15 protein-coding genes and 1 pseudogene are annotated in these 20,326 nt (G+C 63.5%); 11 read left to right on the forward strand and 5 right to left on the reverse strand.

Annotated features, from left to right (window positions below; translation table 11 throughout):
* Positions 1-2 precede the first annotated feature (2 nt).
* The 9 genes from ACWTU8_RS22805 to nuoG all read left to right on the forward strand — a co-directional run bounded on the left by ACWTU8_RS22805 (position 3) and on the right by nuoG (position 10,143).
* A complete protein-coding gene (locus tag ACWTU8_RS22805; protein ID WP_455849929.1) occupies positions 3-1,478 on the forward strand; it encodes an NADH-quinone oxidoreductase subunit M in 1,476 nt (491 codons plus the stop codon).
* Entirely contained in the window at positions 1,475-2,914 is a 1,440-nt protein-coding gene (locus tag ACWTU8_RS22810; RefSeq protein WP_455849930.1) for an NADH-quinone oxidoreductase subunit N, read from the forward strand. The genes ACWTU8_RS22805 and ACWTU8_RS22810 overlap by 4 nt, the downstream gene beginning before the upstream one ends.
* A 152-nt stretch (positions 2,915-3,066) precedes the next feature.
* Positions 3,067-3,432: an NADH-quinone oxidoreductase subunit A gene (locus tag ACWTU8_RS22815; RefSeq protein WP_023800384.1), complete on the forward strand. Its 366-nt coding sequence runs from the start codon at positions 3,067-3,069 to the stop codon at positions 3,430-3,432.
* On the forward strand, positions 3,420-3,923 hold the full coding sequence (locus ACWTU8_RS22820; protein WP_027152448.1) for a NuoB/complex I 20 kDa subunit family protein: 504 nt from the start codon (positions 3,420-3,422) through the stop codon (positions 3,921-3,923). Before ACWTU8_RS22815 ends, ACWTU8_RS22820 begins: the two co-directional genes overlap by 13 nt.
* Complete coding sequence (locus ACWTU8_RS22825) at positions 3,920-4,456, forward strand: NADH-quinone oxidoreductase subunit C (protein ID WP_455849931.1); 537 nt, start codon at positions 3,920-3,922, stop codon at positions 4,454-4,456. The genes ACWTU8_RS22820 and ACWTU8_RS22825 overlap by 4 nt, the downstream gene beginning before the upstream one ends.
* 28 nt (positions 4,457-4,484) lie before the next feature.
* Entirely contained in the window at positions 4,485-5,699 is a 1,215-nt protein-coding gene (nuoD, locus tag ACWTU8_RS22830; RefSeq protein WP_455838526.1) for an NADH dehydrogenase (quinone) subunit D, read from the forward strand.
* A gap of 16 nt (positions 5,700-5,715) precedes the next feature.
* Positions 5,716-6,228, forward strand: coding sequence for an NADH-quinone oxidoreductase subunit NuoE (locus tag ACWTU8_RS22835; protein WP_455849932.1), 513 nt, complete (start codon positions 5,716-5,718; stop codon positions 6,226-6,228).
* 5 nt (positions 6,229-6,233) lie between these two features.
* Positions 6,234-7,499, forward strand: a complete 1,266-nt coding sequence (gene nuoF, locus ACWTU8_RS22840) for an NADH-quinone oxidoreductase subunit NuoF (RefSeq protein ID WP_455849933.1) — start codon at positions 6,234-6,236, stop codon at positions 7,497-7,499.
* Between the two features lie 31 nt (positions 7,500-7,530).
* Positions 7,531-10,143 (forward strand): NADH-quinone oxidoreductase subunit NuoG, encoded by a 2,613-nt coding sequence (gene nuoG, locus ACWTU8_RS22845; RefSeq protein WP_455849934.1) that lies wholly within the window; start codon positions 7,531-7,533, stop codon positions 10,141-10,143.
* A gap of 23 nt (positions 10,144-10,166) precedes the next feature.
* Here the strand turns inward: nuoG and ACWTU8_RS22850 are convergent, their stop codons facing one another.
* The 3 genes from ACWTU8_RS22850 to nuoH are packed head-to-tail and all read right to left on the reverse strand — an operon-like array spanning position 10,167 to position 12,224.
* A complete protein-coding gene (locus ACWTU8_RS22850) occupies positions 10,167-10,607 on the reverse strand; it encodes a CBS domain-containing protein (RefSeq protein ID WP_065007029.1) in 441 nt (146 codons plus the stop codon).
* 40 nt (positions 10,608-10,647) lie between these two features.
* Positions 10,648-11,214, reverse strand: a complete 567-nt coding sequence (locus tag ACWTU8_RS22855) for an NADH-quinone oxidoreductase subunit I (protein WP_455838531.1) — start codon at positions 11,212-11,214, stop codon at positions 10,648-10,650.
* Between the two features lie 23 nt (positions 11,215-11,237).
* Positions 11,238-12,224: an NADH-quinone oxidoreductase subunit NuoH gene (nuoH, locus tag ACWTU8_RS22860; protein WP_455838532.1), complete on the reverse strand. Its 987-nt coding sequence runs from the start codon at positions 12,222-12,224 to the stop codon at positions 11,238-11,240.
* Between the two features lie 1,318 nt (positions 12,225-13,542).
* Between nuoH and ACWTU8_RS22865 the strand changes: the two genes are divergently transcribed.
* Both ACWTU8_RS22865 and ACWTU8_RS22870 read left to right on the forward strand, forming a co-directional pair.
* The gene (locus tag ACWTU8_RS22865) at positions 13,543-14,334 is read left to right on the forward strand and encodes a protein-L-isoaspartate(D-aspartate) O-methyltransferase (protein WP_455849935.1); all 792 of its coding nucleotides are present in this window, start codon (positions 13,543-13,545) and stop codon (positions 14,332-14,334) included.
* Between the two features lie 107 nt (positions 14,335-14,441).
* On the forward strand, positions 14,442-16,781 hold the full coding sequence (locus ACWTU8_RS22870; RefSeq protein WP_455849936.1) for a spermidine synthase: 2,340 nt from the start codon (positions 14,442-14,444) through the stop codon (positions 16,779-16,781).
* A gap of 414 nt (positions 16,782-17,195) precedes the next feature.
* Here the strand turns inward: ACWTU8_RS22870 and ACWTU8_RS22875 are convergent, their stop codons facing one another.
* Both ACWTU8_RS22875 and ACWTU8_RS22880 read right to left on the reverse strand, forming a co-directional pair.
* Positions 17,196-19,085, reverse strand: coding sequence for an OmpA family protein (locus ACWTU8_RS22875; RefSeq protein WP_455849937.1), 1,890 nt, complete (start codon positions 19,083-19,085; stop codon positions 17,196-17,198).
* 743 nt (positions 19,086-19,828) lie between these two features.
* A pseudogene (locus ACWTU8_RS22880) lies at positions 19,829-20,291 on the reverse strand (ISAs1 family transposase); the annotation flags it as partial.
* Positions 20,292-20,326: the final 35 nt, after the last annotated feature.

Genomic DNA, 20,326 nt, shown 5'->3' on the forward strand with positions numbered 1-20,326 from the left:
CGATGGCGTTCCCGCTGCTTAGCCTCATCGTGTTCATGCCCGCCGCCGGGGCAGCGGTTCTGATGTTTCTCCGCAGCGACGATCAGGTGCGGTGGACGGCGCTAGGTGTCACCGTCCTCGACCTCGCTCTCTGCATCGCTATGCTGGCCGGCTTTGACACCACTACCCACGAGATGCAGTTCACCGAGACGCGCCCGTGGGTGCCCGCGCTCGGAATCACTTACGCGCTCGGCATCGACGGAATCAGCGCGCTCTTTCTATTCCTGACTGCGTTACTGGGCTGGATCTGCGTGCTCGCCTCGTGGGTCGCGATCGACCGCAAGGTGAAGGAGTTCATGGTCAGCCTGCTGGCCATGCAGGCGCTGATGCTGGGGGTGTTCTGCGCGCTCGACCTGTTCCTGTTCTACGTCTTCTGGGAGGCGATGCTGATCCCGATGTACGTGATCATCGGCGTCTGGGGTGGCGACGGCCGGGTCTATGCGGCGTTCAAATTCTTCCTCTACACGCTGGCGGGCAGCCTTCTGTTCCTGATCGGTGTCATCGTGCTCTATTTCCACGGCGGCGAGACTTTCGACATCCTCGCCCTGACGGCGCAGGATTTGCCGTTCCGGGTTCAGTCCTGGCTGTTCTTTGCCTTCCTGATCGCCTTCGCAGTCAAGGTGCCGATGGTCCCGGTCCATACCTGGCTGCCGGACGCCCATGTGCAGGCGCCGACGGCGGGCAGCATCATCCTCGCCGGAGTGCTCCTGAAGATGGGCGCCTACGGCTTCCTGCGATTCTCGCTACCGATGCTGCCGGAGGCGTCGCTGCATTATTCGACGCTAATGCTGGCCCTTTCGGCGCTTGCGATCGTCTATGGCGGGTTGCTTGCCTTGGCGCAGGATGACCTCAAGAAGCTGGTTGCCTATTCCAGCATCAGCCACATGGGCTTCGTGACGCTGGGAATTTTCACGTTGAACCTCCGTGGGCTCGAGGGCGGCATCCTGCAAATGTTCAATCATGGCGTAACGACGGGCGCGTTGTTCCTGTTCGTCGGTCTGATCTACGAGCGGACCCATACCCGCAGCATCGCGGATTATGGCGGGCTGATGAAGGCGGCGCCGGTCTATACCGCGTTTCTTGCGCTGTTCACCCTGTCGTCGATGGCGTTGCCGGGAACGAATTCGTTCGTGGGCGAGTTGCTGGTGCTGTCGGGCGCGTTTGCGGCCAATCTGGCTGTCGGCGCCGCCGCCGTTCTGGGTGCTCTGCTGGGCGCGGCCTACCTGCTTGGCATGTACAGGAAAGTCGCGCTCGGTCCGGCCAGCGTCGGCGCGCGGTTCAAGATACGCGACGTGAACGCCCGCGAGATGGTGGCGATCCTGCCACTGGCCGCCTTTGTGCTCTGGGTCGGGCTCTATCCGAAACCCTTTCTCGACATCATCGACGCATCGGCGAAGCATCTGCTGGCGCAGGTGCACGGCAGGGGGGACGGCCCATGACCGACGCCGCGCTCTACCAGTCGATCCTTGCGAGCCTGCCCGAGATCGTCGTGGTCGCTGGGGCCTGCATATTGCTGATCCTGGGACAGCTTGTGCGGAAGGGGCAGGGACATTTCCTTGTCTGGGCTTCCGTCGCGGTCGTGTTGATAGCCGGCTTGGCGACACTCATGCTGGCGGGCGAGGTGCGGCCGGCCTATTCGGGCATGTTTATCGCCGACCGCTTCGCGGTCTTCTTCAAGATGGTGTTCTACCTTTCGACCATCCTGACGTTCCTCCTGTCGCGAAAATATGCCGAGATCGAGGCGATCGCGTTGAGCGAATACTATGTCCTGCTGCTCTTTGCGCTTTCCGGCATGATGGTCATGGCCTCGGCAACCGATCTTCTGTCGATCTATGTCGGCCTCGAGCTGATGGCGCTCTCGACCTATGTGCTCACCGGCTTCCTCAGGAAGGAGCGGCGGTCGAACGAGGCGGCGCTGAAATACGTGGTTCTCGGCGGGGTCTCGACGGGAATCTTCCTCTACGGCGTCTCGCTGATCTACGGGATCACCGGCACGACGCAGCTGGACGGGATGGCTGCGGCGGTGACCGGCGACCCGCTCGATCCCGGATTGCTCCTGGCGGTGGTCTTCATCGTCGCGGGGCTGGTCTTCAAGGTCGGCGCGGTGCCGTTCCACATGTGGGTGCCGGACGTCTATGAAGGCGCGCCGACGACAATCACGGCCTTCATGTCGGTCGCCCCCAAGGCGGCGGGGTTCGCGGTGATCCTGCGCGTGTTCCTCAACCCGCTGGTCGCCGCTTCCGACGCCTGGACCATCGTCGCGGTGATCGCGGTGGTGACGATGGCGCTCGGCAGCTTCGTGGCGCTGGTGCAGGACAATTTCAAGCGCCTGCTCGCCTATTCCAGCATCGCCCATGCGGGCTTCGCGCTCTTCGGCGTGGTGGCGGGTGGCGCCGACGGGATTGCCGGCGTGATGCTCTACCTGCTGATCTACGCCTTCATGAATCTCGGTATCTTCGGCATCGTCATCGTGATGCGGAATGGCGATTTCTCCGGCGAGATCATCGAGGACTACGCCGGCTTCGCCAAGTCGCATCGCGGGTTGGCGCTTCTGATGCTGCTCTACCTGTTCTCGCTCGCCGGCATTCCGCCGACAGCCGGGTTCTTCGCCAAGTTCTACGTGCTGGTGGCGCTCGTCGAGCGGGGTTTCGTCACGCTGGCGGTGATCGCGGTGCTGCTGAGCGCCGTCGCCGCCTACTTCTACATCCGCATCGTCATGGTGATCTACATGCGCGAGCCGGAGCGCGCGTTCGAGCCTGCCCTGACGCCATCCGTCCGCGCCACGCTCGCCTTGACCGCCGCCGGCACCATCGGCATCGGACTGTTTCCGGCGTGGTTTCTGAGGCTTGCCCAGAGTTCCGTGTTCGGCGGTTGACTACGATTGGATTTGCAATGAACCGGCCAACCGAATACTCTTGGCGCTACGAAAGGATGCCCTAGTCGCTGCACGAGGGCCGCACCGCCGGCCAGAAGATTGGTCGGTCGCAGCTTGAGCAAGCCCTCGGTGGGTGACCGGGGCAGCGCGACATGACTGGAATGGAATTCCTGCCGGTTCTCTTCATGGTCGCCGGAATTGTCCTGGTGGCCGTGGCGACGCTGTTCGTCTCCTCGCTCCTGCGCCCGTCCAACCCCTATCCCGCGAAGAACATGCCCTATGAGTGCGGTATGGACCCGGCCGGCGAGGCCGCCGGGGGCCGCTTTAGGGTGCAGTTCTTCATCCTAGCAATCCTGCTGGTGGTGTTCGACGTCGAGGCGATGTTCCTGTTTCCCTGGGCCGTCGTGCTGAAGGAGATCGGGCTCGTCGGCTATGTCGAGATGTTTGTCTTCATGCTGCTGCTTATCGTGGGCTTCGCCTACGCCTGGCTAAAAGGAGCGCTGGAATGGGAGGAGTAGGCGAAACGATTCGCGACAGCGTGCTGTTCACCACCGCCGACAGCGTCATCAGCTGGAGCCGGCGGTCGGCGCTCTGGCCCGAGACCTTCGGGATTGCCTGCTGCGCCATCGAGATGATTTCGGCCGGCTGCGCCCGCTACGACCTCGACCGCTTCGGCGTGGTGTTTCGGCCTTCGCCGCGCCAGTCCGACGTGATGATCATCGCCGGCACGGTGACGCGGAAGTTCGCTCCGGTCGTGCGCCGGCTCTTCGACCAGATGCCGGAGCCACGCTGGGTCATCGCCATGGGCACCTGCGCGATCTCGGGCGGGGTCTACAACACTTACGCCGTGGTGCAGGGGGCGGAGACTTTCGTGCCGGTGGACGTGCATGTGCCCGGCTGCCCGCCGCGGCCCGAGGCACTGATGCATGGCATCCTTCTGCTCCAAGAGAAGATCAAGAGGTCCCGCGCGCTGGCCGGGACGCCTCTGGATCGGGTTGCAGCCTCATGAGCGTGGAGACGTCCCTCATCCGCACCCTGATCGCGGAACGTTTCGGGGGGAAAATCGAGGAGCTTGGCTTCTCGCATGGGGTTCACGCTTTCGCCTCACCGCCTGACATGATCGTCGAGCTTTGCCAATTCCTGAAGGGCCATCCGGCGCTGCGGTTCGATTTCCTGTCCGACATCTGCGGGGTCGACCATTATCCCGAAACGCTGCGCTACGAGGCGGTGTACCACCTCTATTCGCTGCCGAACAAATGGCGCGTTCGGATCAAATGCCGCCTCGGCGATCCGCCGCGGGTCCCGTCGGTGACGGGGGTCTGGCGGACCGCCAACTGGCACGAGCGCGAGGCCTGGGACATGTATGGCATCCAGTTCGAGGGCCATCCCGACCTGCGCCGGATCTACATGTGGGAAGGCTTCGAGGGCTTTCCGCAGCGCAAGGACTTTCCGCTCCGGGGCTACAAGGATACGCTGAACCCGTTTGGCGCGGAAGGCCCGCCGCCGACGCAGCCCGATCTCGCCACCAAGGACATTCCATAAGGGAGGCCGTTCGACGCCGGGAAGTGAGATGACCGAAGTCACGGAACTGAGCAGGCCGGCAGGTGAAGCGCTCGACACAAAGGAGGTGCTTCTCAACCTCGGCCCGCAGCATCCCAGCACGCATGGGGTGCTGCGGCTCGTCCTTGAGCTGGACGGCGAGTATGTCGCGCGCGTGGACCCACACATCGGCTACCTCCACCGCGGCACCGAAAAGCTGGCCGAGAGCTTCACTTACACCCAGATTTTTCCGCTGACCGACCGGCTCGACTACCTCTGCCCGCCCTCGAACAACCTCGCTTTCGCCCTGGCGGTGGAGAAGCTCCTGGGCATCGAAGCGCCGATCCGCGCGCAATATATCCGCGTGCTGATGGCCGAACTCGCGCGGATCTCCGGTCACCTCCTGATCACCGGTGCGTTGCCGATGGACCTGGGCGCCATGACCGCGTTGGTTTACGCCATGCGCGAGCGTGAAATGATCATGGACCTGTTGGAGATGATCAGCGGGGCGCGGATGCACACCTCCTTCTGCCGCGTCGGCGGTGTGCGCGAGGACCTGCCCGGCGGGTTCTTCCCCAAGATCAGGGAGTTCTGCGGCATCTTCCCGAACCGGATCCGCGACTATGAACGGCTGGTCGAGAACAACCGGGTGTTCCTGAAGCGCACGCAGGGCATCGGCGTGATCTCGGCCGAAGACGGTATCGACCTTGGCCTGAGCGGCCCGAACCTGCGGGCCTCGGGCGTCGACTGGGACATCCGCCGCGACGAGCCTTACGAGATTTACGACCGGCTGGCTTTCAACGTCATTACCCGCGATGAGGGTGATTGCTACGCGCGCTGGCGATGCCGCGTCGAGGAGATGCGCGAGAGCGTCCGGATCATCGAACAGTGCCTCGACCAGATGCCCGAGGGGCCATTCCAGATCGACATGCCGACAATCGCTTTCCCGGTGGACAAGGACAAAGTGCACTGCTCGATGGAGGCGCTGATCCAGCATTTCGACCTCTCGGCCTATGGCTTCAAGGTGCCGAAGGGCGAGGTCTATTCGGCGATCGAGGCGCCAAAGGGCGAACTCGGGTTCTACATCATCAGCGACGGGTCGCAAAAACCGTTCCGGATGAAAGTGCGGGCGCCGTCATTCGTCAACCTTCAGGGACTGTTCGGGGTCAGCAATGCCCGCTACCTGGCGGACATGATCGCCGTGCTGGGCAGCTTCGACCCTGTGATGGCCGAGGTAGACAAGTAGCAGGGGATTTGACGCGATGAACATGCGCGAAAAGATCGAGGCGGCGGCGGCGCGGTATCCCGACCGGCGCTCGGCGATCATGCCCGCGCTTCTGATCGCGCAGAAGGAACATGGCCACCTGCCCGGCCCGGTGTTGGAAGAGGTCTCCGACATCCTCGGTGTCGAGCGGGTCTGGGTCTACGAATTGGCGACCTTCTACACCCTCTTCCACACCGAGCCGGTGGGCCTGTTCCACCTGCAACTCTGCGACAACCTCTCCTGCATGCTGTGCCGATCCGAGGACCTGCTGAGGCATCTGGAGACTGTGCTGGGGATCGAAAAGGGCGGCACGACCCCGGACGGGCTGTTCACGCTTTCGACCGTCGAATGCCTCGGCGCTTGCGAGATGGCCCCGGTGATGCAGGTCGGCGACGACTATCACGGCGACCTCGACATTGCGCGGATCGACGCGCTCTTGGACAGGCTGCGCGCGGCGGCGGGGCAAACGACTGGCGCCGGACTCGCCGCCGCAGGACCGCCGGGTGAGTAGCCGCCATGTTCGAACCGGTCCTTCTCAGAAACATGGACGTGCCGGATGGCCATCTGCTTTCGAGCTATGAGGCCGGCGGCGGCTACCAGGCGCTGGCGAAGGCGCTGCGCGAGCACACGCCCGACGAGATCATCGACCTCGTCAAGCAATCGAACCTGCGCGGTCGCGGCGGCGCCGGATTCCCGACCGGGTTGAAATGGAGCTTCGTGCCGAAACGGGCCGACAAGCCGAAATACCTGTGCTGCAACGCCGATGAGGGCGAGCCCGGCACGTTCAAGGACCGGATCATCATGGAGCGTGATCCGCACCAACTGATCGAGGGCATGGTGATCAGCGCCTACGCGATCGGGGCGGAAACCGCCTATGTCTACATCCGCGGGGAATACGTGCTGGCGATCCACCGGCTGAAGCAGGCGATCGCCGAGGCCCATGCGAAGGGTTATCTGGGAACACGGATTCTGGGCTCGGATTTTAATTTCGTCGTGCACATCCATTGCGGCGCCGGCGCATATATCTGCGGCGAGGAGACGGCGATGCTCGACTCGCTCGAAGGCAAACGGGCGCAGCCCCGTCTGAAACCGCCATTTCCGGCGGTCGCGGGGCTCTACGCCAGCCCGACCGTGATCAACAATGTCGAGACGCTGGTCTGCGTGCCGCATATCGTGGCGCGGGGGCCGGACTGGTTTCGCAGCATCGGCCCTGACAAGAGCCCCGGTCCGAAGCTTTATTGCCTCAGCGGGCACGTGCGGAACCCGGGCCTTTACGAACTGCCGATGGGCATATCGCTGCGTGAACTGGTCGAGGACCGCGCCGGCGGGCCGCCGCCGGGGCGCAGGATCAAGGCGGTGATCCCCGGCGGGGTCTCGGCGCCGCTGATCCCGGAGCGCGGGCTGGATGTCGGGATGGACTTCGACTCGCTGGCTGCGGTCGGCTCGATGCTTGGCTCGGCTGGAGTGATCGTGATCGACGACTCGGCCTGCATGGTCAAGGTCGCCACCCGGATCATCGAGTTCTTCCACCACGAGTCCTGCGGGAAATGCACGCCTTGCCGCGAAGGGCTGAACTGGGTGGTGAAAGTGCTGCGCCGGGTCGAGGCAGGGCAGGGCGCGCCGGACGATCTGGAACAGCTGGAAGCGCTCTGCAAGGGCATTTTCGGCAACACGTTCTGCGCTCTGGGCGACGGCGCGGCTATGGGGCTGCGGGCGGCACTGGCGCATTTCGAGCATGAATTCGTCGCCCATATCGAGGAGGGCAGGTGCTCGTTTCACTAAGGAGCGCGCAGGGAGAAGGCCGCAAGAAGTCATGGTTAGCGTCACGATCGATGAACAAACGCTGGAAGTGGACGCAGGCTCTACGGTGCTGCAGGCTGCCGAGCGTTTGGGCATCGAAATCCCGACCTTCTGCTATCTGAAGCGGCTGCCGGCGCTGGCCTCCTGCCGCATGTGCCTAGTGGAGATCGAAGGGCAGCGGCGGCTGCAGCCTTCCTGCGCCACCGCGGTCACCGACGGCATGGTGGTGCGGACTAACACGCCGCTGATCGACGAAACGCGCTCTTCCATGCTCGACATGCTGCTTGCCAACCACCCCCTCGACTGCCCGATCTGTGACAAGGGCGGCGAGTGCGAGCTTCAGGACATGGTGATGGCATACGGGCCCCGGGAAAGCCGATTCCGCGATGCCAAACGTGTGTTCCACTCCGAGGACATCCGTCTCAGCCCCGTCATCATCATGAACGTCAACCGCTGCATCCAGTGCCAGCGCTGCGTCCGGATGTGCGAGGACGTGGTCGGAGCGGTCGCCTTGGGCACCATCGAAAAAGGCATGGATACCGCCGTCACCGGCTTCGAGGGCAGTCTCGCGAGTTGCGACCAGTGCGGCAATTGCGTCGAGGTCTGCCCGGTCGGCGCGCTGATGAGCTTCCCCTATCGCTACAAGGCACGGCCCTGGGATCTGGTCGAGACCGACACGGTCTGCCCGCATTGCGGCACCGGCTGCCAGCTCACCGTCGGCGCGCGCAAGGGCGAGTTCATGCGGGTCCGCTCGAAGTGGGAGCATGGCGTCAATCGCGAAACGCTCTGCGTGCGGGGGCGCTTCGGCCTCGACTTCGTCGGGAGCCGGGACCGGATCAAGCGGCCGATGATCCGTCGTGACGGTGCACTGGTTCCGGTTTCCTGGGACGAAGCCGGGGACTACCTGCGCCGGCGCCTGTCGGCCGTCGAGAGCAAGGCTGCGGGCGGGCTGGCCTCGCCGCGCCTGCCCAACGAGGTGCTTTATCAGTTCCAGAAGCTGATGCGGACGGTATTCCGGACCAACAACATCGACTGCTCGTCGCGCTGGTCCACGCCCTTCGAGACGCTCGGCCCGTTGGTGGCGGGCTTCTACAGCCGCGCGCCGCTGGAGGAGGTGATCGGCAACGACTGCGTGCTTGTCGTCGGTGGCAACGTGACCGACGAGAACCCGGTCACTGAATACCTGCTGCGAGACGCGGCGCGGCGGAGGCAGACCAGGTTGCTCATGCTCTCGGCGAGGCCATCCCGGCTGGACACCGATGCCCGAGCGGTCGTTCGTGTTGCTCCGGGCGCTGAGGCTGCGGCCCTTGCCGCAGTGGTGGCCGGTCTCGTGGCGGCGGCCGGCCAAGCCTTGCCGAGCGAGGTTCTTGCGGGCGGCGGCGCGGCAACCGGCTGGGCACCAGCGACTACCGGCAGCGACGGGCCGGACCGTCTAGCCGCTGCGCTGCTGGACGGCGGGAGCGTCGCTGTGCTTGTCAGCGCCGACCTCCTGAGGCTTTCCGAAGCGCGCGCAACGCTGCAGCAGCTCACCAACCTGCTGCGGGTTCTCCGCGTGCTCGGCAAGGGCCCGGCGATGCAGTTCCTCTTCGACCGAGCCAACCAGCTGGGCGCCTGGGACATGGGGGTTCTGCCGGCGGCCCTGCCGGGGCTGCGCCCGGTCGGCGATCACACGGCGCGCACAGCTCTCATACGGGCCTGGGGCGCCGAAATTCCGCCTGAGCCGGGCGCGGATCTCGACGCAATGCTGGCGCTTTGTGACAAGGGGTGGGTAGGCGCGCTTTATATCGTCGGAAGCGACCCCCTGATGACCTATCCCGACCGGGGATTCGTCAAGCGGGCGCTCGATGCCACCGATCTCCTGATCGTGCAGGACACCTTCCTCACCGATACCGTGGGTCTGGCCGATGTCGTCCTGCCTGCGGCGGGTTATGGAGAGGAATCCGGCACCTTCACCAACAACGAGGGCCGGATCCAGGCGGTCCGCAAGTTCCGCGAACCCGCCTTCGAGGCGCGGGGCAATCTGGCGATCTTGGACTTCGTCGCAGCGCTCCGCAACCAGGCAATGCAACCGTCGATGCAAGGCGAAATCTTCCGCGAGATTGCCCGGCTGGTTCCGGCCTACCAAGGGCTGACGCAGGACGGGCTTGGCGCTGACGGAGCATTCACCACGGCGGACCCGACGCCGCCGGCTGGCGAGTTCTTCGCCCCTCCGCCTAACCCGAATGCGGCCGACCGGCTCATGTTGGTCACCGGCAACTGCCTGTTCCACAATGGATATCTTTCCGAACGCTCGGAGATCCTAAATACGGTGGCGGATGACCCATATGTTGAGATGAGCGCGTGGGACGCCGCGCAGCTTGGCCTTTCGGATCGCGATCAGGTGATCGTACGATCCACCCAGGGCGAACTGAGGGCGCAGCTCAAGGTCAATAGGCATTTTCCCGGGAGGCTCGTGTTCGTGCCGGAAAACTATAGAGACCTGCGTCTCAACAGCCTTATGCGGCGGGGCGAATACCCTTGTCCGGTGGAGGTTCAAAAGGCGCACGCTGCCTTCGCCACCGGAGTCGAGGCGCGCCCTGAAAGTCGCGGCCGAGGCATTGCCGAGCTTCCGGGCAGTTCACCCTAATCGGCTCCCCCGGGTTTGTATCCTCAGTGATAAGGGGTCCCGGCAATGTAATCGCTCAACGCTTGCTCGGTACGGAGCAATTCGTCGAGCCGGTGCTTGACCACGTCGCCGATGCTCACCACGCCGACAGAAGCGTCGCCGTCCATGACCAACACATGGCGCGTGCGTCGGTCGGTCATGAGCGACATCACAAAGGGCAGCAAATCCTGTGTCGAACAGGTCACCACACTGCGGTTCATGATGTCGGCGACCCGCATTGTGGGCGCCTCGATTCCGTATTCAGCCACCGCATAGCAGCAGTCCCGCTCCGACAGCGTGCCCAGGCATTCCCCGGGCGAACTGCTGACGACCACGAATCCGATGTTGTTGTCCCGAAACAGCCGCAGGACTTCTACGACCGTCTGATCTGGTGTGACCGAGATGAGCTCGGGAGATTTGGTCTTCAAGATTTGGCAGACAAGCAATCTGAGCCTCCTGTGCTCCGGCTTGACGGCTACCGCGCGTTCACGTTCGGCGGATATTCCGCCACCAGTTGTATCCCTGCGGCTCACTCGTCTCGACCAGCACGTCCTGTTCGGTGTTCAGACGCGCCGCGACCACACCGCCGCCGGTCGTCGCCTTGCCCGGTTTGCCGAGCAGATCGTCACGTCCGACCACCAGGTCACGCGAGGAAAAACTTGAGAATTCGTACTCTTGGCCAAGCGCGATCGCGTCGGCCGGGCAGGCGTCCTCGCACAGCCCGCAGAACAGGCAGCGGGCCATGTCGATCTCGAATTTTGCTGGATGCCGGTTGCCCTTCTCGTCCTCGTAGGGAATGACTTCGATACAGTCGCAGGGACAAATGCGCGCGCAGAGCTCGCAGGCCACGCACTTGATCTCGCCCTCTTCGTCGCGGGTCAGGAAGTGATGCCCGCGGTAACGCGAATAGGGCAACCATTTTTCCTTGTCAGGATACTGCATGGTCACGGATCTGGAGAACATGTAGCCGAAGGTCAGCGCCAAAGCGCCCGCTAGATCGGCGAAGAATGCCCAGCCGATCCATGTTCCACGTACGTGCAGTGCGCGCGACATCGCCGCCTCGCTTGGAGTGGCCCTCAAAGGAAAGCAACTCCTGTTACTATTATGTTCGCCAGTGACAGTGGAAGCAAGACTTTCCACCCGATCGCCATCAGTTGGTCGTATCGATAGCGCGGGAAGGTGAAGCGGAACCACATAAACACATAGAGAAAGAACGCGACCTTGAGCGCGAACCAGAGGAGCGGCGGCAACGGGATCAGCACGCCGTTCCAGCCGCCGAAGAACAGGATGACCGACAGGACCGACACCAGCAGCATGACGGCGTATTCGCTGACCATGAAGAACGCAAAGCGGATGCCGCTGTATTCGGTATGGAACCCGGCCCCCAGATCGCCTTCCGCCTCCGCCAGGTCGAATGGAATGCGCTGCGCTTCGGCCAGCCCGGCGACGAAGAATACGAAAAACCCGACCGGTTGGTAGACGATGTTCCAGACATCGGCCTGCGCCCGCACGATCTCGAGCAGGCTCATGGATTGCGCCAGCATTACCACGCCGATGACCGCGAACCCCATGGGGATCTCGTAGCTGATCATCTGCGCGCAAGTCCTGAGGCTGCCCAGGACCGCGTATTTGCTGTTCGCGGCCCAGCCGCCGAAGATGACGCCATAGACCTCGATCCCGATCACCGCGAAGACGAACAGGAGCGCCACGTTCATGTTGGAGACGTAGAGCGTGATCTCGGCGCCGAGGACCGAGACGCTTTCGCCGAAGGGGATCGCGACGAACACCACGAAGGGCGGGGCGAGCGCCAGGATCGGCGCCAGTTTGAACAGGAAGCGGTCGGCTTCGGCCGGGATGTGGTCCTCTTTGGTCAAGAGCTTGATGCCGTCCGCCACCGGCTGCAGCAGCCCGTGCCACCCCACGCGCATCGGCCCCATGCGCTGCTGGATGTGCCCAGCGATCTTGCGTTCCACCCAGGTCAGCGGCAAAGGCAGCAGCAGCAGGATCGCAATCAGCAACGCGACCTTGAAGGCGATCAGGCCAAGGGCGACGACAAGTTCCATAATCCGCGGCTACTTGTTCATCGGGTTGAGACTTACGATACTGAGCACTGCGCTTGTCCGGCTTCGCGGAAACGACAGTCTGCCGGCGGCGACGCAACTTGTGCAATGGTATCACAGTCTTACCGTTGCTGGCCATGGTGTGTGTCGCTTGGCGCTCAAACAGGCCCGCACATCGAGCAATGGCACGCAACGACGGGACCAGATGGCCCCAGCGCCTAATACTGAACGCCTCCACAAACAGCCCCCTTCTTACCGTTCAACAACGGCATTCGGCACGAGACACATTCCTAAGGGCCAGAACGCAGGGCACTGAACCGCTTAATCGGAGCAGGTGACGCTCCCCCACTAAAGGGCAATCCGAACGAGTTGCCGCCCGCCCGGCCAAAAAAGAGACCGACAACGCAGACGAGAAATGGGGAAATCTCGGCAGCGCCATCGGTCCAACGGACCAAAGGCGAGGAGGGTTTGGTGCATTGTCAATGCTATCGGTCATTTCCTGACTGACGACCCGCTTCCTCAGCTGCGATGGGAACAAAAGCCGCGCTACAGCCCATCGACCCGTCAGAGCACAAAAACCCGGTTGGCAAGCAACACGATCCCGAGCTAACGATCTGACAGGCATCCCTACAGCAGAGGCCAACAGAAAGATGGTATCTCAGGACACTGCACGGCCGTGCGGCGATCGGCGGTGTTTCGGATACTGCGAGGTGCTCCGTCGCAGATTTGGATTTAAGCCTTTTTGTGACGGTATTGTTGACGGTATTCGAAGGAACGCCAATTAGAATTCTATCGCATAATCAATAAGCTATGAGGGCAGTAGACAATCGAGTGGGAGTAGGGGCAAACGGCGGTGATAGCGCAGATTCGGCGCCCAGTTGGGTCTCCGTTCGATGTTGGCTGCTCTTACGGCTCTCATCTTCCTTCCAGCGACTAGACTATCTCGAGCCCGGTCGGAGCCGGGTGTAAAGAGGCATTACCGTCGTGGGGGAGCTACGGCGTACTCTGGCGTGCAAATCGGCTGATTTGGTCTGCGCCAAAGCCGCTTGGCGAGTCCTGCTTGAGGTCTCGACATGACCAGCTCCGGACGTTTGTGTCGATTCGTCGGAGGGGCTGCAATAAAGTGGATAGCGGACTTGCAGGCAGGTAACCGCGAGGTCCCTGGTACCCGTGAAGGGTGCATAATGCAGCCAGGCTGCTTGCCGTCCCATTTGCGGTCGCCGCCTGAGGCGGAAGACGCCTTCTGACGCACCACCAACCTCCAACGGGGTTGATCCGGACCTGGTGCCGCGACATGTTTGGTGTGAGATCGGAGCGGCGTTTGCTTCAAAAAGCCGCCGCCCTTGTTCTCGACGTCGTGGGCCAGGAGAGGTTCATGAGTGCTCTAGCCCAGTGCCGAGCGTTGCTGGCCGCGTTTCTCGCGAGTGTCGCCGCCTTCGTTTCGACATCGGCGCCCGCGCAGGACCGCGCAGCCGAGCGTGCGGCCATGATCGAGACGATAAAGGGACACGCCCGCTCCGCGGCATACAGTATCGATCCGGCGGTGCTCAAGACAATGGGCACCGTGCCGCGCGACCGTTTCGTACCCGAGGCGCAGCGCGGCGCGGCCTATCATGACCGGCCCCTGCCGATCGGGCACGGTCAGACAATCTCGCAGCCCTTTATCGTCGCGCTTATGACCGACCTGATCAATGTCCGGCCTGGCGACACCGTCCTCGAGATCGGCACCGGCTCGGGCTATCAGGCAGCCGTCCTGTCGCCCCTCGCCGCCAAGGTTTACTCGATCGAAATTATCCCGGAACTGGGCAAGAGGGCAGCGGCACGACTTGCGGTGCCCCGCTTCGACAACGTTCAGGTGAAGGTGGACGACGGCTATTACGGCTGGCCTGAGCACGCGCCCTTCGACGGCATCGTCGTGACCGCGGCTGCCAGCCATATCCCGCCGCCGCTTGTCGAGCAGCTCGCTGAAGGAGGTCGGATGGTCATCCCCGTGGGAGGCCCCTTTGCAACCCAGTTTCTCATGCTCGTCGAGAAGCGACTAGGCGGAGGCATCACGACCCGGCAGCTGCTGCCGGTGAGCTTCGTTCCGCTGCGGGGAGGTCCCTCCCGGTGAGAGCGGGCCGCATGCTACCAGTCGGTCTCATTTCGGCAGCGGTTCTCGGTTACGAATTGCTGCTGATGCGATTGTTTTCGATCGTTCAATGGCACCATTTTGCCTACATGATCATCAGCATCGCGCTCTTGGGCTTCGGCGCGAGCGGTACGTTCATTGCGCTCGCCCAGCGCTGGCTAGTGGAGCGGTACCCGGCTGCTTTCGCGGCGTCGGCAGCGCTGTTCGGCATGACCGCGGTAGCCAGCTTCGCCATCGCCGAACGTCTGCCGTTCAACGCGCTCGAGATCATCTGGGATCCGCGACAGCTCGGTTGGCTCGCGGCCAGCTATGCGCTTCTGATCCTGCCGTTCTTCTTTGGCGCGACCTGCGTCGGCCTTGCTTTCTGCCGCCATCCCGGACAGATCGGACGCGTCTACGCCTTCGACTTGGCCGGCGCAGGGATCGGTGCGCTGGGTATCGTCGGGCTCCTGTTCCTGGTCTTCCCATCTACGGCGCTGCGTTTCGTTGCAGCACTGGCATTCGCGGCGGCTGCCCTTGCCGCGTTCGGCATGGTCCGCCATCGCTGGCTCGCAGCGGGCGGCCTTGGATTTGCGGCGGCGTTCGTTGCAGTATCGCTACCGCCGTCCTGGGTGGCCCCCGAGCCGCATATGTCGCAGTATAAGGGCCTCCGCATGGCCCTGGAGGTTCCGAACGCGCGGGTGATCGAGGAGCGGTCGAGCCCGCTCGGGTTGCTGACGGTTGTCGAGAGTCCGACCGTCCCCTTCCGTTACGCGCCTGGCCTCAGCCTAGCCAACACCCAAGAGCCGCCTGCGCAACTCGCCGTCTTCACCGATGGCGACAGTATTGCGGCGATTACCGCCTATGGAGGCGATCCGGCGAAGGTCGCCTATCTCGACCGGACAACGGCGGCGCTGCCGTACCGCATCCTCGAGCGGCCGCGGGTACTAATCCTCGGCGCCGGGGGCGGCGAGCAGGTGCTGCTGGCGCTGCGCGCCGGGGCCGATACGGTGGATGCGGTAGAGGTCAACCCGCAAATGATCGACTTGGCTCGGAATCGCTTCGCCGACTTCGCTGGCGGTATCTTCAGCCGACCGAACCTGCGCTTGCATTTGGCCGAGGCGCGCGCCTTCGCTGCGACTGCCGGCGAGCGCTACGACCTGATCCAGATGCCGCTCCTTGACTCCTTCAGCGCGGCCGCGGCCGGCGTGCAGAGCTTGCATGAAAACTACACCTATACCGTGGAGGCAATGCGGGATTACCTCGCGATTCTCAGACCAGATGGTGTCGTCGCTATCACACGATGGCTGCGAGTGCCGCCGCGTGACAGCCTTAAGCTGTTCGCCACCGCCATAGCAGCGCTCGAGGCGGAAGGCGTGGGCGAACCGGGCCGGCACCTGGCGCTGATCCGGAGCTGGAATACCGCTACTTTGCTCGTCGCCAAGTCGCCCTTCAAAGGCGAAGACATTGCGGCCATTCGCAGCTTCGCGGCCGAGAACTTCTTCGACATCTCTTGGGTGCCAGGCATCTCCGCGAGCGATGTGAACCACTTCAACCAGCTCGATCAGGAATATCTTTACGAGGGAGCCCTCGCCCTCCTCGGCCCTGAGCGCGCCGACTTCATCGAGCGCTACAAGTTCGCCATCGCACCGGCCACCGACAATCGGCCCCATTTCTTCGACTTCTTCCGCTGGCGCGCCCTGCCCGAACTCCTAGCCCTGCGCACCCAGGGCGGGGCAGCGATGCTCGACTGGAGCTACCTGATCCTCGTGACGACTCTGGTCCAGGCTGCCATCCTCAGCGCCGTCCTGATCCTCCTGCCGCTATGGATTCGCAGACACGCGCTCGGGAAAGCTTTGCACCGGCTGCGTTTCGGGCTCTACTTCCTTGCCTTGGGGCTAGCCTTCCTCTTCATCGAAATCGCCTTCATCCAGCGCTTTGTGCTGTTCCTCGGCCATCCGTTCTACGCTGTCGCTGTCGTGCTTGCGGGCTTCCTCGCATTCGCCGGTCTCGGTAGCGCCGTTGCCGCACGCTGGGCAGCGGCTGTCGGGCGCGGATCGGCGGTGCGCGGCATCGCCCTCGCTGTCGGGGTTATCGCGGTCCTGGCTGCCACCTACCTTCTCGCGCTACCCTCAGTATTCGAAAGGCTGCTGGCGTTCCCGGACGCCGCGAAGATCGCGATCGCGCTCCTTCTCATAGCGCCGCTCGCTCTTTTTATGGGCATGCCGTTTCCCCTCGGCCTCGGGCATGTCGGCGCGCGTTCGGAAACATTCATTCCCTGGGCGTGGGGAATCAACGGCTGTGCGTCCGTGCTGAGCGCGATTCTCGCCACGCTGCTTGCAATGCATATCGGGTTCTCCGGCGTCGTGATGATCGCCATGGTCCTTTATCTTGTCGCCCCAGCCTTGCTTGCAAATCGGTTCCGAACCACGATCCCTTTCCGGTCGTGAGGTTCTTCACGCCTAACCGGGGCGCCATCGACGATCTCCGCACTTGACCCCGAATTGGTTGCCGAGGTGCTCGCCCTCGTCCCGACGGCATAACGCTGGTCCCTCAATGCAATGCGTTTCGCCAGCCGCGCCGTCCTTCATGAGGGCCGCATCCACGAGATCGGCCCGCCCGGCAAGGTCTTCGCCAGCTCTAACACGCCCGAGCGCCGCCCACTTCCTCGGCGTCAATTAATCCGGTTCACTCAAGCAGGGCAGGGCTTGACTCAACCCAGTTGTTACTCGATTTCGACCTCAATATCGCAACAGGTGGCGGAAGCGGATCTTGACCGGGCTGGATGCGTGTCGTCTATTTGGCCCGCTCGATACGCTGAGCCTGGCGCTACCTTCCCGGCAGGCTCAAAACAAGGGTGGGGCCTATTCGGAGCTCGCCACGGGTGCGACCAGCGGCGTGATGCGGCGGATCGCGACGCGCCGGTTCTCGCGTTCGGGCTCCTGGGTTTCAACCTTCAGGTACTGCTCGCCATAGCCCTGCGTCTCCATGTTCTCGGGCGCTATGTCGAAGACGTTGGTCAGCGCGGTCGCCACCGCCTCGGCCCGCTGGTCCGACAGCGCCAGGTTCGCCACCTCCGCCCCGACCGCATCGGTGTGACCCTCGATCAGGAAGGTCTCGCCCGGGTTCTCCTTGAGCAGGCGCTGCATGGCCTCGGCGACGCCTTCGAGCTTGCCGATCTCGCTCTCCGGGATCTGGGCCGAGCCGAACTCGAAATTGATGATATCGAGATCGATGCGCCTGACCTTGTCGCGGATGCGCGCCGAACGCCGGACCTCGTCAAGCGAGTAGGTGCGCTCCACCTGCTCGACCGGCGGCTGGTCGAGGAATGTATAATAGTCTTCGGGGTCCTCAACCCATTCCGCGTCCAGTATGTAGTCGCGAACCGGAATGTCGAGGTCGAGGGGCGGCAGGTCGAGGCCGGGATCGCGCCATTCCAGCACCTCGTCGTAATAGTCGTCTTCGACATAGACGAGGACGATCTCGCGATCGTCGGGCAGGATCTTCACACGGCGGACGACATCTCCCCAGCGGTTGCGGATCGTGACGATCCGCGTCCCGTCGGGACGGACCACAACCTCGCGCTGCCGGCTGCGCGGCAGTTCCTCGTAGTAGACCTCGCGCGCGTCGTTGATGAAGCGCTCCTCGCGAGGCCGCTCGATGAAATAGGTGTTGTCGGTTCGGAAGATGAAGCGGTTGTTGACCTCGCGCACGAGTTCTGCGCCCTCCGGAACCTCGGGACGCTCCCTGCGCGGGCGTTCGATGCGGCGGCCTTCCTCGGAGATGACGGAGCCGATTTGCACTGGATCTCTCGAGGCTCGCGCCTGCGCCGCGGCGTCGCTTTCGGGCAGCCGCTCGGCTCTGGCCCGAGCGGGCTGATCCGGCTCGGCGCCGCCCGGCTTGCGCCTCACCGGCTTTTCCTTGGCGCTGTCGAAGAGCCTGGCGGCGTTTTCGGGACGACGCATCGCCGCTTCGCGCTCCTTGCGCCGCTTCACGCGCTCCTCGGTGATCGCCGGCTCGGGTTCGGCGTTGCGCTGTCTGGCGGCTTCGCGCTCCTTGCGCCGCTTCACGCGCTCCTCGCTGATCGCCGGCTCGGGTTCGGCGTTGCGCTGTCTGGCGGCCTCGCGCTCCTTGCGCCGCCTCTGACGTTCCTCGGTGATCGCCGGCTCGGGTTCGGCGGCAGGCCGTCTGGCGGCCTCGCGCTCCTTGCGCCGCTTCTGGCGTTCCTCGGTGATCGCGGGCTCGGGTTCGGCGGTACGCCGTTTGACGGCTTCGCGCTCCTTGCGCCGCTTCTGGCGTTCCTCGGTGATCGCCGGCTCGGGTTCGGCGGCACGCCGTTTGACGGCTTCGCGCTCCTTGCGCCGCTTCTGGCGTTCCTCGGTGATCGCCGGCTCGGGTTCGGCGGCACGCCGTTTGACGGTTTCGCGCTCCTTGCGCCGCTTCTGGCGTTCCTCGGTGATCGCGGGCTCAGGTTCGGCGGCACGCCGTTTGATGGCTTCGCGCTCCCGCGCCGCAGGCCGCTTGGCCCGCTCGCGCTGCGCCGGCCTTTCTGCCTGGGGAGTCCGCTGCTCGTCGCGTTTGGCCCCCTTTCTCTTGTTCCTGCGCAGCAGCTCTTCCTCTTCGGACGACTGGGCTTGGGCCAGAATGACGGGTGCCGCGAGCGGCTGGGCGTCGCGCGAAAGTGCGGGAAGCGGAGCAGGTGTCAATGTGAGGCCGACCGTGGCACCGACAAGAATCCGAAAATGGCGTTTCATCTGGACAATGATTCCGTAGAGCAGTCCCTTGCGCATCCCCAACCTTGAAACAGGTAAGATTGTTCCCAATCGGTCGGTTGCCGGGCCCTTCGAGGCGTTTTTCCGTCGAGAATAAGTCCAGGGCGCGGCGCTTTACCGGCCGCAGCCGGGAATGGCGAGAAGCGCGACACTTTTGATGAGTTTCACGGGACCGCTGCCGATGATCATCGATCGTCAAGAACGAAAAACAAAGTTGGACCTCTGCGTACGGCATCGCGAGCGACACTGGAAAATGCCAATCTCGCACCCACGTCCAAGCGACCTTTGTCTTTCAGGAAAGCTCGATGACGGTCAGATCTTTGATTATGATCGGCCGACCCCGTTCTACTATGTTCGCCCGCAGCGACGTCGAACCGCTAACCCCCTGTGTGGTCCTTGCAGCGAAGCAACACGAAGGCCGGCCAACGGGTCGGAGAGGCGACCGACAGGGTCGATGTTGGTCCGGAATTGGCGCTCGTTGCTCTTTCCGATTGACCTCCTAAAAATCGGCGAGGGAAGGTCGCAGAAGAGTGGATAGCTGCAGTCCGTTTAGGCCGGCTATGTATCGTCTGAAGTCAGCTGGAAGGCGGACCTTGGTCTCTTAGACCGAAACGCCAAGAGTTATCGAATGAGGGCCACAGCCGCGTTCAGGCGAGGTTGAGGATGTCATCGCGGTGCGGCAAGCGCGCGGCTCTCATGTACAACTTCAGGGCTCCGAATCCAGGTTAACGGCGTAGTTCGCCGAGGATTGCGGCGAGATAGTCAGTGCTCCACCCTGCCTTTTTGCGTCTGAGTTTGATGGAGCGCTTGTCGCTGACGGCTCTGACGAGGTTGAGAGCGAAATGGCGCACGATCGCCATGTTGAGAGCGCCGTAGCCTTTTCTGAGACGCGACTGGTCGTCGTTGAAGACGACGTCGAGGGTCCAGTGCAAAGCGTTCTCGACCAGCCAGTGGCCGCGCACGGCATGAGCGGCCCGTTCGGCCGTCAGTTCGGCGGAGGCGATAAAGTATCGCGTGTCGAAGCGGCTTTTGTCCTTCAGCCCGATGCGCGAGCTGACGCGCACGATGGTTGTGGCGTCTGGCAGGCGCAGTTCGCCGAGAAAGCGGCGCTGGCCTTCGAGCCAGCCAGTCTCGCGCGAGACGGTGACGGTGCGCTCCTCCGATGCGGCCATGGCCCTTGTCGAGATCGACGAAGCCCCATGGAATCAGATCAACCGCAATCC

The sequence above is a fragment of the Mesorhizobium sp. BHbdii genome (assembly GCF_053848045.1).